Genomic DNA, 13,812 nt, shown 5'->3' with positions numbered 1-13,812 from the left:
GAAACCCCGCTTCCCTGTGGTGGGAGGCGGGGTTCACTGTGTGGGGATCGGGCGTCTAGATGATCACTGTTCCGTGCCTGTTCCGTGAGAGACCTCGCGTGGACGGAACAGGCGGTTGTCGATGGCCTTGCGGGCTCGGTCGTGGGAGCCGGGCATCAGGTGGGCGTAGACGCGGAGGGTGAACCCGGGGTCGGCGTGGCCGAGGTACTCCGCGAGTTCCCTGACCGAGACGCCGCCAGCCAGCATGACGCTCGCGTAGTAGGCCGGTCATGAACAACAACCTCCGCTACGCACTGGCCGCAGCCCGCCTCAACACCACCGACGTCGCCGCCGCCCTGGCCGTCGACCCCAAAACCGTCAGCAGATGGCTCAACGGCCGCATCCCCTACCCCCGCCACCGCTGGGCCGTCGCCGACCTCCTCAACGTCGACGAAGCCGCCCTATGGCCAGAAACCGCGCCGAGACACCCGGCACTCGCCGACGGGATACACGCCGTCTATCCCCACCGCTGGGCCATCCCCCAAACGACCTGGCGCACCCACTTCAACAACGCCACCAGGGACATCGACATCCTCGCCTACAGCGCGTTGTTCCTCGCTGAGGATCCAGCCATCCAGCGCGTCCTCGCTGAGAGGGCCGGGGCCGGCGTCCAGGTCCGCATCCTCCTCGGCGACCCCGAAGGCCCGGAAGTCGCTGCGAGGGGAGTCGACGAAGGGATCGGCGCCGAGGTGATGGCAGCCCGAATCAAGAACGCCCTCACGCTGTACCGCCCGCTGCTCGACGCGCATGGAGTCGAGATCCGGCTCCACCGCACCGTCCTCTACAACTCCCTCTACCGCGCAGACACCCAGCTCCTGGTTAACACTCACGCCTACGGCACCCCCGCAGCCAACGCCCCCGTCATGCACCTCACCCCGACCGACGACGAGGGGCCGGCGAACACCTACCTCACCAGCTTCAACCGCATCTGGACCACGGCCCAGCCCCACAACCACTAGCTCAAACCTCAGCAGGAACAGCTACGGTCAGACCAGAAAGCAACTTCTCTCCACGTCATCAAGGGCAGCCCGCCTGCGGCGGCCTGCCGCGCGTTTGGTGGTCGCTGGCCGCGCTGCGGCTCTTCGGCCGGTCGCGGCCAGCACCACCCACGCGCTGTCAGACAAGCTCGGCGACGAAGAACTCAACGATGGCTGCTCCTACCGAGATTATGGCTCCCAGGCAAGAGATGTGGCGAGGGCGTCCTTAGGCAATGGCCAGAGGCCGCGATTGATCTGCCCCCATCGCTCGGCGCCTAACTTCCGTTTGAAGTTTTGGCGTTTGTGCTCGCATACCTGATTGCATCCGAAGAGAAGCCCGCTGACGTTGTACCAGCAACGTTGGCCCTCTGTTCGGTTCTTAGCACCACACTGTTCTTGTAGAGATCAAGCGGCGGCGCGGCGCGCCGCCGTACCCTCGACCCTCGCCCGCCCGCCATCCGTGCGTGCGGCCTGGGGGTCGGTCCCGGACGGCAGCGGGACCCGGGCCGGGCACCGCGCGCCGGCCCCGCCGTAGCAACCGAACGCCCCGGCCAGGGTTGCCGCGCCGCCGCACAGATGCAGCCCTACGATCGCCACGGTATGGCTGAACGCCGTACGTGCTTGGGGGCGATCGACGAGCCAGGGCTCGTTCCTCACCCTGGCTCACCGAGTAACGTGGCTGATCTTCGGACTGCGGACAGGTTAACCAACTAGGCTCCGCCCATGCCCAAAGGCAAGGCTTTCTTAGCTCTGGTGTGGCGGATATCTTCACCGACCATGAATGCCCAGTACGCGTGGTCTGATCTCTTCCGGCAGCCGCCCTCGTGACCGTCATGCCACTCCTGCGTCGCTTCTGATAGTGAGCCTGGCGAGCACGGAACAGACAAAGGGGGACGATGTCACCCTGCTCTCGCCAGTCACTTCACGAGCCGGCCGTTGCTTTTGCTGGTCTTATCGCTGTCTCTCCCTAGATCGGGGTCAGCATGAGAACGCGTAGATGGACGTGGCGCAGCACTCGTCTGTGGAGGGTATTGGGCTGCCATCAAATGCTCAATGCTGGCTGCCATATTTGGGCGCCCTGCCTTATCGAATCCCAATGCCATCAGCGTCATAAGCATGCGTTTTTGATGGTCCTGAGGAAAGCTTGAGACGAAGCCTCTTAGAAGCTCGAGCAGCTGATACTCAACGGGGACATCAGTGAGCGGCACCAGCTTGCGGATCGCACTGGTCACCTCAGTGAGGGAGCTGAGCACGTTCATCAACTGGTCGGCCGACAGCGTGGCACTTAGGGCTTTTGTCTGTGGATCGAGCCACCATGGCACGGCGGTGGCTGGATCGCTGAGAATCCGACGGAGATGCTCAGCGCGTTGTGCTTCTACAGTGTCGTCAATACCTTGTGCACGCCGCCGAGCCAGAAGTTGTCGAACCGCGTCTCCGTCTTCTGCCGACAACCCCAAGGAGATCGAAGCTGACACGTAGACATCCGGGTACCTGGAAAGGGTCCGCCTCGCCTGAAGGTGCAGTGCGCAGACATCATGAGCAGCGGCTATATCGGCGGGATCACATCGACGGGTGACATCGGCCGCTGCATGACGCACTAGGTTACGGATGACCGTCGAGCTTTCGTGAGGAGCGTGCATGAGGGCCTTGAGGTCGCCAGTGGGCAAGGCGCTCATGCGTGCGTGAAACGCGATGCCCGGGCAGGACGAGGGCAGACGCGCAGGGAAGTTCGTGATGCCCTGCCGCAGCTGGCGCTCGGCTCGGCGGCGTGTCAACCAAGTTTCCACCGGCTAGCTTTCTGCAAGGGTGGCTGAAGGGCTGGGAGCGTGGACTCGCTGCCAGAGCAGGCGGCGCACGCGAGCGAGCCCGCCGGGATGAGGCTCCGGCTCAACGGTGGTGTCGTACAGGAGTGCGGAGACCGGGCTGGCGGTCAAGTGGTGCTGGACAATTTGATCCAGCAGGTCCAACGTCGTTGATTCGGGCAAGGTGCCTGCGACGATGCCGTATGCCCAGGCCGTGAGCACCGCTCGGGCCGCTCCGTCGAGCGTTTCGTCAAACAGCGTGGCCCGCCAGGCGTCCAGGAGGGTTCCTCTGACTTCCGGTTTCTCGTCGGCGACGACCAGCAGTTCCTTCAAATTTGAGTACGAGGGTCGCGGGTCCACCATGGCGAGGAAGGCACGTCGGCCCGACAGCAACCCATCCTTGACTGCCCATCTAGTGATGGTCGGCCAGACGTCCTTGACCAGCAAGGTGGGGTGAGCTGCCATGAGCCTAACGGCCTTTTCTGCAGCCCTTACGGCTTCATCGTCTTGAGGACGCCGGAGAATCCATTGCAGCCGTACCAGCGCCTGCCGGGGGTAGTGTTCAGCGAAGGTCATCTGGCACACCAAGGCCACGGTAGTCGCGAGGTCGAGCGATGCCTGGGCCCACGTGAGCAACTGATCCCGTACCACCGGTCCCAGGGCGGCGTCCTGGGCGGCCTCGTTCAGAATCGCGGCCACAAGGGGTCGGCGGTCGGTTGCCGCACCTTCGGCCTCCACCCATTTTTGGACGAGTCGCAGCAGCCGTACATCTGTGTGAGCGGCGGCAAGACGTACCAGCATCCTGCCGATGTGCTGCAGATGTTCTTCGGCTTCGGCCTTAGGAGCGGTGATCCTAGTGATCCACTCCAACAATGGCTGGTGAAGATCGGGGCGCTGCGTCCAGACCCGTTCGATAGTGGCCTTGTCGAGTCCCGGCTTGCCCGCCAGAGAGACGTTCTGTCCCTTCTTGGTCGCACCGATCGCCTCGAACCTCGTCTTAAGCTCTTCCCCTGCCAGAATGCGACGAACACTGCTGGTGTCGCTGTTGCCGGTGGACGCCGGCACGCCCACTAGATCGCGAGCCACGGATTGAATGCGCAGCATCGGCGCCTCACCGACAAACGCAGCAGAGATCAACAGGGCACGATTGTCAACGTTCTTGTCTCCCTCGCCTCCGAAGACTTTGGTCAGGTGCGTGTCCCATTGCTGGAATGCATCGATCGCAGCTTTGATGCCATCCTTGTCATCCGTCGCGCCGGCCAAAAGCGTAGCGAGATATGCAGCGTCGGCCGGTGCAGTGTCGTCCGTGATCAGGTGAGCGCACGAACCTGGCTGTGCTCCATCGTGAGGCAGCCTCAGCCAGGCCGCGCGAGCGGACTTCCCATGGATCTTTTCCAGATGAGCTATGGCTATCTCGCGGGGCTCCGGCCGCTCCAACGCCGGAACGAACGGCGCCGCCACTGTCCCAGTGCCGTGCGGCCAGCCGGACTGGTTGGAGATCAGAATGAGACAAGATCCCTCCTCGCGCAGACGAGCGGCGCGCGCCACCAAGGCGGAGGCTGTTTCCAGGGGATTGGACCATTCGGAGATCTCGGCGCTGACGTCGAGCAGATAACCGCGATTCGCCTCGACGGGAAGCACGCTCGCTTGCGGGGTCTTCCTCTCCCAGTCAGGGGTGAGCTGCTGCAGCTTCAGGGGCTTTCCCCCAGCAGCTACTCTCTCATCGGAATACTCGATGAGCGCGCGAATGGCACTGGACCGCTTGCCCATGCCGGGGGCACCACCGATCACTGCCAGCCCGCCCGATTGAAGCCGTTCGACTAGGCTGGAGACCACGTCAACCTGCACCCATGCTGCGCGCAGCGTCGCGAGCTCCTCCTCTGGAATGTCATCCTCTGGCAGCGTTTCACCGAAGTAGATGGAGCCGAGTGCTTGGAAGATCTTGGCGCTGTCCCTTGCTACAGCGCTCATCTCAATGGGCCGATCTACGTCACCATGCGGCAGATCCCCAGACGGATAGCTCTCGTCGATCACGGCACTCCCAATAGTGGTCGTCAGACACCATGGCCATTATCCAGATGATCTGGCTGCCGGTCATGGAGTAAAGCAGACGTGTGTGTACGCGGTTATCTATACACGTGTTTTAGCAGCCAAAAGGGCTCCACCGCGTGCTCATGGCACCCAGCAAGACGATACGAGGGTGAGAGATAGCGGAAACAGTTAGGCCTCACTCCTTAAACAGAGACGAACCAATATCCACGCGTCGAAGGTGATCTCCATGGCGCTGAACGAACATGACGTCGGCCATCTCCTTCAAGCGCCCGACGAACAGCACGGCCTGCACGGGGAAGGATCATGTTCAGAGGAGAGTGGCCACCTGTTCGACCAGCCCCATAGCTGGCGTCGCCCCGTGGATAGTTCGGCCGCGCCTGGCGTGATATGTCCGATCATGCATAGCAGCGTGGACCTTCCTCGACGGCCTGGGTCACCGCTCATGGATGGTCTGGTCACGGCCGGCCTGATAGACGCGCCCGCGCCCGCTGGCCTGCGCCTTCATGACCAGCGAGCCGATCCGCTCCCGCTCGACCGGTTGCAGTGCTGGGGTGAGCACCTCGTCCAGCACTCGCTGGATTTCGCCTGCCAGAGATGGATCGACGCGCAGCAGCTGCTGCAGCCGCACCTGCCAGGCCCCGGCCAGGGCTTGCTCGGTGTCGGCGTCGCCCTCGCGGCGAGCCTCGATCACCTGCTCGCGGACCTCGACCAGCTCCGCCTCGACGACCTGGACCTGCTCGGGGCGAGCCTTGCGCCACAACGCGACCGCGCCGTCGCGAGCAGACTGCCAGGCGTCGGTGGCCATTGCCGTCACCAACGCGGTACCCGCCGCCAATACAATTGGATCCACATTGACCCCCTCACATGCGAAGATCGACCCTCACGGTAGGTGAAACACATGGGCCATCGATCAAGCAGCATGACTCATCCGGGGTATCGTCGACGATCATGCATGCGTTACCGCAGCTAGTGGCTCACTAGCTGCAGTAACGTTCCCAGGATCAACCTGATCGGTAATCCCTACCACTTGCAAGCGCCCCATAGCGCTCCTGACATCGTCACGAGCGGAACAGTCTTGCACCGCCAAGCTGCGGGCCCTTGAGGGTCTCTCACGTAGTCTGATCGTTTCGTACGACGTCACCCGGTTGAGCAGCGGCGTCGGCCCTGGGTCACGCTCCTACGCTTCACTCGTAATGATGGACAGGGCGACCACGACGCCGGCGACGTTCGCGGGGACTTACTGAACTTGATTGGGCGACGTCGGATGATTGCCTGACAGTTGAGAGGTGGGTCCGGTAGGTCTGTGCGGGTGAACGCCTCCATGCCCAACCAGACCATCTCTCAGGACGACGAGACCACCTCCGTCACCGAGAGATTGAAGAACCTGTTTAAGAAGAACAGGAAGATCGTCATCATCATCGGTGGCACGGCCCTCGTCGTCGCCACCGGCGTGCTCATCAGTCGCACCGGGGGCAGGTCGTGACCGAGGACACCGAGGGCCTCGAGTTGTACCTGGACCCCGTAGCCGAGGACCCGAAACGCAAGTCCCCTTCCAGACACGAGGTAGCGCAATACCAGAGGACGACTAAATTCGGGATTCAGACTGTTCGGCCTCATGAGCGGGGCGGCTCCATGGCGGCCTGAAGCCGACAGCGCTCCCGCCTCGCCCTCCCGGCGTCGGTCAGCCGGCGCCCGCGTATCTCTCGCCCAACCAGAACTACAGGAACCGACACACTACTGTCAGACCGATACCCTCGACATCACCCAATCAAAATCAGTAACCACAAGCTGAGCCTTACGCAGGTGTGACGGAACTTCGCAGAGTTCGGTGCGAATCGGAAACAGGCCCTACCTCACGCCAGAGCTCCTCGTCCGGACGAGTATCCCGATAGGCAATTTTTCTAACGCTGCTGCTAACAATAGCCCTGAACGATCATGAACGAGTGTGGAATCCCTGAGACCAAACGTCCCTTCCGAACTGGTGCTCATGCCGATAATGAGCACCTAGGACGTCTCCGATCTTGCTACGGATCAGATGCTAAAGCACGATCGCACGTTGCATGCTGTACAGCAACACCAACGTACATGAGCACACGCCCGAAGGGTCCCGAAGCACTAATGACCGTATATCGACCGCCCAAATGATCGGGGTCCCGATTATCGCATAGAGTAGAATTACGACTTTACTTTCGGCACTCCACCCTTGCGTCCAATGGAGAAGGCGATCCGATAGACGTCGGGTAGGTCAATGCGGCCATCCTTACGTCGTCGCATCACACCAAGTTCGATGAGTTCCTCAATGAGTCCGGAGTATCGGTCAGGGTACCGCGGACCAGTCCTTACTTTCTCGCCCTCGACAACATATGCTGCCTGCCGTTGCAGAGCTTCAGTCAGCCCATGTTCGGACCACAGATCGATCACGGCGCCCTCATCGATCGGTACTTGCTGCCCGGCCAAGGGATCGATGGCCACTTGCACCCACGGTAGGTCTTCCTTAATTTCCCCCACACGGGTTGCCGATGCAGCTTGCACTCCACGTCGAATGCCTTCATGGTGAATAGCGTACTCATGCGCAGCGTACTGAGCAGTGGTCTCCTCCACAGCTTTGGTCAGCGCACTAAGAAAACTGCGAGGACTGACCTGTTCGGCGCCGTCCATCAAGTGATTGGGAAGCCATGTATAGGTATGACCCTTGCGAAAGTTCGCACCCATATATGGGCCAGCGATCGCTGTGAACAACTCAGCCTGTTGTTGTTCGTCGCCGAGAAGATGTGGAGGCGGAAGGTGTCGTCCGGGAGTAGCTTCGATCCAGCCCGGGATCTCCGCACGGAATCGTTCCGCCGAAGGAGAGTCATTATTCCCAAGATAGTGAAAAAGCAATCCATATAGATTAGTAGGCGACCATTTAAGACTGGCAGCATTTGCAGTGAGCTTTGACGCGTCCGGGAACGAGAGGAGCGCACCATCGAACATATCTGGTCTAATGAAGATTTTGAATCGAATATTGCGCGTGCTTAGTCGCAGCTCCAAGGCGAGTTGGAGAATGCCTATGACAAGTTGGTCCGCTTGTCGACGGTCGCGATGGAGATGTTCCAACGCGTCGAAGAGTATTAGCAAGAGGGTTCCGTCACGCGCAGCCTCACGATCGGCTTCCGCAATGGCTCGATCCCGTTCGGCAGGATGTTCGCGCACCCATTGGATGCGGTCCTTCCATGAGGAAGTGCCCATGAGATCTGGTACGCCGAGCGCAGTAAGCAGCACCGTGTTCCATAGATCCCATGGAGCGGCACCGCTGTCCATAAGGCTGCGGAGTTCTGCGGAACCCGGATAGCGTTCGGGGGTGTTGTCCGCCCCGTAGCCAGCATGGACTGTCACATGGGTTAGCCGATCGATGCGGTACTCGTGGGATGCCACCGCACGAAGTCGGTCGTCGAGTAGCGACCGAAACCAGAAGGTCTTGCCGACACCCCGTCCGCCCTTGACGATAGTGGCGTCCACGTTCAGGGCTAGGCGATGACTGTCGGGGGTGAACAGCGTGCTTACGGTTGGCACGATGGTGTCCGCGTCCTGAGCGCTCGGTAGCGAGGTGCTGAGAAGCGTGCGGAGTTCCTCGACTCCGAGATCCGCGATCATTGCAGTCCTTCGATGATGAGGCGCGTGGCAGTATTCAAGAACTCACCATACGCGGCCTGCACAAATGTACGTTCGCTCCAACCGGGACTGGCCGCTCCATCGAGGCCAACTAGATCCAGAGTGAACAAGATCGGGATGGGGTAGTGCGGAGCTGAAGTGTCCTCGGGACTTGGATTAAACCCAGATATGTCGTCTGGTGGTAGATCGTCGTAGAGTACCGAGAAGCATGTCCAGGCGTGATCACGGAATGTCTCCAGATAATCAGCGCGCAGCTTGTCTGGAACCATCGAAGCAACCATTCGGAGTTTCTCACGGATCGCCTCAGCCTGGCCTGATGTCCTCCAAGCTGTGAACAAGTCGTTGTAGCCCTGCCAAGTTTGGCTGTTGTCGGAGCCGAAGAGCAGCGCGAGGTCACACAGCCGCGAGATCGTGATAGCAGCGATATCGTGAATGCCGGCACGACTATCGAGGAGAATGACGTCAGGCTGGCGACTCCGTTCTGCGACAGCTATCTCACAAGCTGACACGGCCTGCTCGAGCCGGTCGGCAAAGGAAGGGAATGTACTGCCGGGGGCGTCCGCGTAAACACGGTTGAGCTTGTCGACATAAGCGTACGGCGCACTACCTGAACCTCTACCTCGCGCGGGGGCGACCCACAGCTCACCGTTTCCAAGGATCGACACGCCGGAGGCCCGCTCCACTAGGTCCAACCCTTCGGCGTTGCCTATAGCGCACTCGACGAGGTGGTCGACCAAACCGTATCGGGGCATGGCTTCCTCATCAAGGAGGAGCGAGCCAGAACCGGGCGATTCCAGATCGAGATCTACGACGAGAACGCACCGCCCTTGGGCGGCGAGGTGTTTGCCGAGCATGAATGTGGCCGTGGACCGACCAACGCCACCCTTGAATCCGTATAGCGCTATGCGTGCAGTCCGGACGCCGGTCACCTGGGGCGAGGGTGTAGTAACACGGGCCCAGTCCTCGCCCACCACGGTGTTGTCCAACGCACGTATGTGTCCTTGCCCTGGACGGTTTCCCAGCTCCGGCTCATCAACCACGCGTGGGGAGTCGAAGACGGCTTCCGCAGCGAAGAGTTCCGAGGCCAGCAGTACCGTATTTGGAGCAGCGTACGAGCCAAGCCGTTCCTTTAGTTCGGCTCGCCACTTGGCAACTGCCTCTTGTGACAGTTCCCCGGGCCGGTCGTCGAGAGCCAGGCAGAGACGTCCCAAAACATCGCGTATCAGGACGCTATCGATTCCCTTGGCCGCCACCTCGCGTGCTGTGGCGAGGGCAATGGGCCGAGCCTCGTCGAATCGGACAATGCCGCCGGAAGGAGTCACTGGAGTATCCCTGTGATGAGCGTCTGCTGGTGCACGGTAAGGATCTGAGCGGCAGCGGCTTTGCGCTCGTTCATTGTGGTGGTGCTGAGCGAGGGGCCGCCGTGGTAGCGGTCGGCCACATCCCAGGTAGCGAAGGGCGCGCTGGAGTTCAACATACCGGCCAGTGTGCTACCCGACCGGCCATGAACGAGAGTCGCCACGTCGGACCACAGGTCAGGCAGGTGTCCGTGCTTCTTGGGCTTGCCGTGCGCATCGGGGGTCCAGGGCCAGGGGGATGGGTTACCGCCAGGCTTGTATGGCGCCATGGTCGCGTTCAGGTGCCGCAGCAGGAGGCTCTTCAGAGCGCATTCTACGGAGAAGCCGTAGTGATGGTCGGCGTTAGGCAGCCGACCATCGTCGTGCAGATAGACCGCATCCTCATAGTGGCGGTGGGCGGCTTGAGCGAAGTGATCTTCTGGGGGGGTCTGCGGCACGCTCAAATCCTATAAGGCGTGCTCCGGTACGCTACAGCGGAGTTCGAACCCGCGTCCCACTGGACGTGCTACAAAACAGAAGCACGCTCGCGTTCGGCAGCGCAGATGCTGTCATGGCGCGAGGCCAGCCGCGTGCTTGTGCGAGGTGGCACCAAGGCTGACGCCGACCACAACGTAGAGTGTGTTGGCTGGCTATCGGTCAAGGCGCTGTACAGCAGCCGTGTACAGCAATGCCCACTCACAAAAGCGTACGGCACCGCCCACCACCTGCCGCTCGACCAGGAGGAAGACCAGTCGACGTTGTGACTGGCTCCCGTTTGCAAGAAGGAAGTCTAAGCTCGAAACTCCTAGGCTCCACCACCGGTATCACCTCCCTACGTGGAGAGCCTGACCGCTCGGAACTCCCGCGGTCTGTAGAGCTTCGCTCGGACCAGTGGCTCCGGCCCTTGTCTTGTTCCAGAGGCGGGGCCGTTCGGCGCTTCTTGGAGCTATTCGACGATCTCGTTGAGCGCGTCCTCGTACGCCTTGGCGTCGGAGGGGGCCATGTCCTTGTCTACGCGCACCACGACGTTCCCCTTGACGTACGTGTACTCAGCCAGCATCGGACTCTTCCCAAGTGCCTGTATGTACTCGGCGCGAGCTTCGGAGCTGCCGTCGTCCTCGAACACCTCGACACTGCCCGCCTTTTCAGCCTTGACCCTGCTATCAGTGAACTCAGCCTTGCTGAGGTAGCCGTTGGGGCGGCCAAGCAGCTTGTTCGGGTCGGTGTTCTCGTCATAGACGGTGCCGAGCTTGGCGGGCACGCCGTTGGCACCGAGGTCGCCGATGATGGTGGCGGCGTCCTTGTTGGTCGTGGCCCCGCCGCAGGCGGTGAGCAGGCCGACCAGTGCAAGCGCGGCGGCGGCGTGGAAGTGTCGTCGTGACCAGATCATGAGGTCATGCATACACACTGGATCGGTCCAGCGCGGCAGTGTTGATGCGATTGATAGCTGCATCGCCACCCAAATGACCAGGGAGCTGCCCTGCCCTACGGATCAGGTAGTCAATGCGGCGATGCCTCCGCAGACTCTTATTCGATGGTGAAGAAGTCGTCGTCCATCTTCTTAATGGTGATGGTCTGGGCTTCTTGGACTCCGCAGTCGTAGGCGACCATGAGTTCTCCTAGGCGGCGGCCGTCGATCAGGATGATCCGGGAGGGAACCTTCTCGGCGAAATCGATGGCACCTGGGGAAAACCGGGTGGTGGCGATAAAGATCCCCCGGGACGCCTGGGCGCCCTGGAGAGCGCCGGCGAAGGCCTGGACATCCGGTCGTTGCACCGTCCGGTCGGCGGCGTAGCGCTTGGCTTGGACGTAGACCACGTCCAAGCCAAGCGGATCCTGGCGGATGAGCCCGTCCATGCCTTCATCGCCCGGTCCGCCGAGGTGGCGCACCTCGCCTTCGGGGCCACCGTAGCCCATCCGGGTCAGCAGCTTGAGGACGCAGTGCTCCAGGAACTGCGGCGGCGCCTGACGAAGTCTCTCGACCAGTTCGTCGGCCAGTGCCGTATGCGCCTCGGTGATGAGCTGAGGGATCAACTCCAGCGGCGGCGCATCCGCCGCGGACAGCTCCGACTCCTCCGCAGCCTTGTCGGCCTTGCGGCGGCGGGTACGGAACTCCTGGTATTCCGCGAACCGGTTCAGCACCTTCATGTCCACCCGGTTCGGGTGCTCGGCCAAGACCTTCCGGCCTCGGTCGGTGATCCGGGTGACGCCTCGACGAGGCCGCTCCAACAAGCCGGCTTGGGCCATGTGAGTGACGGACCATGCGATCCGATTGTTGAAGAGCTTCTGTCCGCCCGACGGCAGCATCTCCGCGCGCTCGTCCGCGCTCAACTCGAAGCGGTCGGCCATGGATGCGATCACCTCAGCGGACTCATGGTCACCGCCGTCGAAGTGCATCTCCAGAACGGGCCGCATCAAGGCTTGAAAGTCGGGGATCGGCACGGCACTCCTCCGGTTACCGGCAACGTCAATCAGGGCCGCCATGACGATGGACGGGTTGGGAACCTCCTCGGTCAGGCGGCGTGATCCATCTTCAAGCCTGTGCCACGCCGCTGGACAGCGATTGCCTCAATCGACATCTGGAATCTGACGGAGGAGAGCCGAGGCGGGAGGTGACAGTAGCGCTGACAGCAACGTCAGCCACCAGAGGCATCTGACGACAGCCGTACACGTCGCTCCGAGCTCGGTCTCCATTGGAGGAGCAGGGTGGTTGCTCCGCCTGAAAATCGGACAGTCGTGCTGGCCGCCCGAGGAAGCTATCTCCGCATGAAAGGGACGCCGTAAACAGGCGGTTGGCCGTTCATCAGCCCGGTCAGGTCCTCATCAGTGAGGGCAAGCTCGTGGGCGTTGCCTGCTTGTCGCGGATCCCAGCCGTGAGTGAGCGCCGTGCGTATGGTCGCCGTCACGAGCGCCGGCCGTATGGCCATCGTCTGTTCTCCCCACCAGGCGTCCGGGCGTGAGCAGGGAAGCGACACCAGAAGGACGCGACCCGACGCACCGGCCACTTCCACTGCGAACGTCATTGGGCCCCAGCTGTTCCCCTGGCAATACGTGGGCTTATGACGGATGCGCCAGCGGAAGGCGGTGCCATCAACGGTGATGAGCCGCGAGCCCTTCTTCGGGATCGCCATGAGAGACCTCCTGCTCTGTTCCGTCGCTGTTCCGTGGGAGGGTCTAGAACAGTGAGAAACGACGAGAGCCGGTCGCAACAGTAACCCCTGGTCAGGCTTCTGATCGACAGATTTTCGCTGGTGGCTGCGTAGGGCATCGGAGAACATGCAGATCTTCGAGGGCACCAACCAGATCCAACGCCTGGTCATCGCCCGCCAACTCGCCAAGTAGCCCCTGACGTACGAGAACCCCGCCTACCGGTCCCTGGGAGGCGGGGTTCTCTGCATGGGGACTCAGCTCTGGATGATCACTGTTCCGTGAGAGACCTCGCGTTGCTGATCCAGGCCTGAACGTGCGACGGTTTGATGCTCTTCGCCTGGCGCCTGGCGCCTGGCGCTTGGCGAAGGCCGGCGCGACGTGGAATTAGTGTATGTGTACCTTCGTCGCCAGGGCGACGATGCGCGAAGCGAGCCGGGCATGCGGCCCAGATCGTCCAGGTGTACCTTGCCGGCGTCCGGGTCGATGGAGTCGCCGCGGGCGATGTCGGCGGCCATGGCGGAATCTTTCGTTCGCCGTCGGCCTTGCGGTCCAAGCACTTCGTCCCCGACCACGCTCCTCGAAATACGACCAATGGTTGAATTTGTCATGGTTTGTCATGCCGCTCCCATGCTGTGTACCGGTCGACCGTGTGCACGTTCTCCTCCGCAAATCCGAAAACCTGCGAACATCCAGCCGAAAGGTGAAAGAATCGCCGCGTCGGGCAGGCGCGCAAAAGCATGAATAAGATTCATGATGCACGGCGGAGAGATTGGGACATAGTGCACATATGACTCAATGTCTTAT

At 61.7% G+C, this 13,812-nt stretch carries 12 protein-coding genes; 2 read left to right on the top strand and 10 right to left on the bottom strand.

All coding sequences use genetic code 11. The features are described from left to right. Nucleotides 1–63: 63 nt before the first annotated feature. A complete protein-coding gene (locus AB0J71_RS21025) occupies nucleotides 64–246 on the bottom strand; it encodes a hypothetical protein (protein WP_352318842.1) in 183 nt (60 codons plus the stop codon). 23 nt (nucleotides 247–269) lie between these two features. On the opposite strand from AB0J71_RS21025, the gene AB0J71_RS21020 reads away from it, so the two are divergent. Further along, complete coding sequence (locus AB0J71_RS21020) at nucleotides 270–998, top strand: XRE family transcriptional regulator (protein ID WP_352318840.1); 729 nt, start codon at nucleotides 270–272, stop codon at nucleotides 996–998. A 935-nt stretch (nucleotides 999–1,933) separates the two neighbouring features. On the opposite strand, the gene AB0J71_RS21015 is transcribed toward AB0J71_RS21020, so the two are convergent. From AB0J71_RS21015 to AB0J71_RS21005, 3 genes are all read right to left on the bottom strand, one after another. After that, nucleotides 1,934–2,491: a hypothetical protein gene (locus AB0J71_RS21015; RefSeq protein ID WP_352318838.1), complete on the bottom strand. Its 558-nt coding sequence runs from the start codon at nucleotides 2,489–2,491 to the stop codon at nucleotides 1,934–1,936. A gap of 315 nt (nucleotides 2,492–2,806) precedes the next feature. Next, a complete protein-coding gene (locus AB0J71_RS21010; RefSeq protein ID WP_352318836.1) occupies nucleotides 2,807–4,852 on the bottom strand; it encodes a hypothetical protein in 2,046 nt (681 codons plus the stop codon). A 451-nt stretch (nucleotides 4,853–5,303) separates the two neighbouring features. Next, complete coding sequence (locus AB0J71_RS21005; protein WP_352318834.1) at nucleotides 5,304–5,675, bottom strand: hypothetical protein; 372 nt, start codon at nucleotides 5,673–5,675, stop codon at nucleotides 5,304–5,306. A gap of 504 nt (nucleotides 5,676–6,179) precedes the next feature. Here AB0J71_RS21005 and AB0J71_RS21000 point away from each other — a divergent pair. Next, nucleotides 6,180–6,353: a hypothetical protein gene (locus AB0J71_RS21000; RefSeq protein ID WP_352318832.1), complete on the top strand. Its 174-nt coding sequence runs from the start codon at nucleotides 6,180–6,182 to the stop codon at nucleotides 6,351–6,353. 692 nt (nucleotides 6,354–7,045) lie between these two features. Here the strand turns inward: AB0J71_RS21000 and AB0J71_RS20995 are convergent. The 6 genes from AB0J71_RS20995 to AB0J71_RS20970 all read right to left on the bottom strand — a co-directional run bounded on the left by AB0J71_RS20995 (nucleotide 7,046) and on the right by AB0J71_RS20970 (nucleotide 12,989). After that, the gene (locus AB0J71_RS20995; RefSeq protein ID WP_364415589.1) at nucleotides 7,046–8,503 is read right to left on the bottom strand and encodes a hypothetical protein; all 1,458 of its coding nucleotides are present in this window, start codon (nucleotides 8,501–8,503) and stop codon (nucleotides 7,046–7,048) included. Next, nucleotides 8,500–9,843 carry an AAA family ATPase gene (locus AB0J71_RS20990; protein ID WP_364415587.1) on the bottom strand — a complete coding sequence of 448 codons (1,344 nt, stop codon included), beginning with the start codon at nucleotides 9,841–9,843 and terminating at the stop codon, nucleotides 8,500–8,502. Before AB0J71_RS20990 ends, AB0J71_RS20995 begins: the two co-directional genes overlap by 4 nt. Next, on the bottom strand, nucleotides 9,840–10,316 hold the full coding sequence (locus tag AB0J71_RS20985) for a hypothetical protein (RefSeq protein ID WP_364415585.1): 477 nt from the start codon (nucleotides 10,314–10,316) through the stop codon (nucleotides 9,840–9,842). The genes AB0J71_RS20990 and AB0J71_RS20985 overlap by 4 nt, the downstream gene beginning before the upstream one ends. Before the next feature lie 488 nt (nucleotides 10,317–10,804). After that, nucleotides 10,805–11,248, bottom strand: coding sequence for a hypothetical protein (locus tag AB0J71_RS20980; protein WP_364415583.1), 444 nt, complete (start codon nucleotides 11,246–11,248; stop codon nucleotides 10,805–10,807). Nucleotides 11,249–11,385: 137 nt separating this feature from the next. Next, nucleotides 11,386–12,300, bottom strand: coding sequence for a restriction endonuclease (locus AB0J71_RS20975; protein WP_364415581.1), 915 nt, complete (start codon nucleotides 12,298–12,300; stop codon nucleotides 11,386–11,388). 314 nt (nucleotides 12,301–12,614) lie between these two features. Further along, the gene (locus AB0J71_RS20970; RefSeq protein WP_352318828.1) at nucleotides 12,615–12,989 is read right to left on the bottom strand and encodes a hypothetical protein; all 375 of its coding nucleotides are present in this window, start codon (nucleotides 12,987–12,989) and stop codon (nucleotides 12,615–12,617) included. Nucleotides 12,990–13,812 lie beyond the last annotated feature (823 nt).

The sequence above is a fragment of the Nonomuraea sp. NPDC049637 genome (assembly GCF_040675235.1).
GTDB lineage: Bacteria > Actinomycetota > Actinomycetes > Streptosporangiales > Streptosporangiaceae > Nonomuraea.
Note: the sequence above shows the minus strand (reverse complement) of the source record. Positions and strands in the feature narration are given on the sequence as shown.

Bases quoted from the DNA above. Each gene is read 5' to 3' on its own strand.
- AB0J71_RS21025 (WP_352318842.1), bottom strand. From the start codon at position 246: ATGCTGGCTGGCGGCGTCTCGGTCAGGGAACTCGCGGAGTACCTCGGC.
- AB0J71_RS21005 (WP_352318834.1), bottom strand. From the start codon at position 5,675: ATGGCCACCGACGCCTGGCAGTCTGCTCGCGACGGCGCGGTCGCGTTG.
- AB0J71_RS20970 (WP_352318828.1), bottom strand. From the start codon at position 12,989: ATGGCGATCCCGAAGAAGGGCTCGCGGCTCATCACCGTTGATGGCACC.
- AB0J71_RS20980 (WP_364415583.1), bottom strand. From the start codon at position 11,248: ATGATCTGGTCACGACGACACTTCCACGCCGCCGCCGCGCTTGCACTG.
- AB0J71_RS20995 (WP_364415589.1), bottom strand. From the start codon at position 8,503: ATGATCGCGGATCTCGGAGTCGAGGAACTCCGCACGCTTCTCAGCACC.
- AB0J71_RS21020 (WP_352318840.1), top strand. From the start codon at position 270: ATGAACAACAACCTCCGCTACGCACTGGCCGCAGCCCGCCTCAACACC.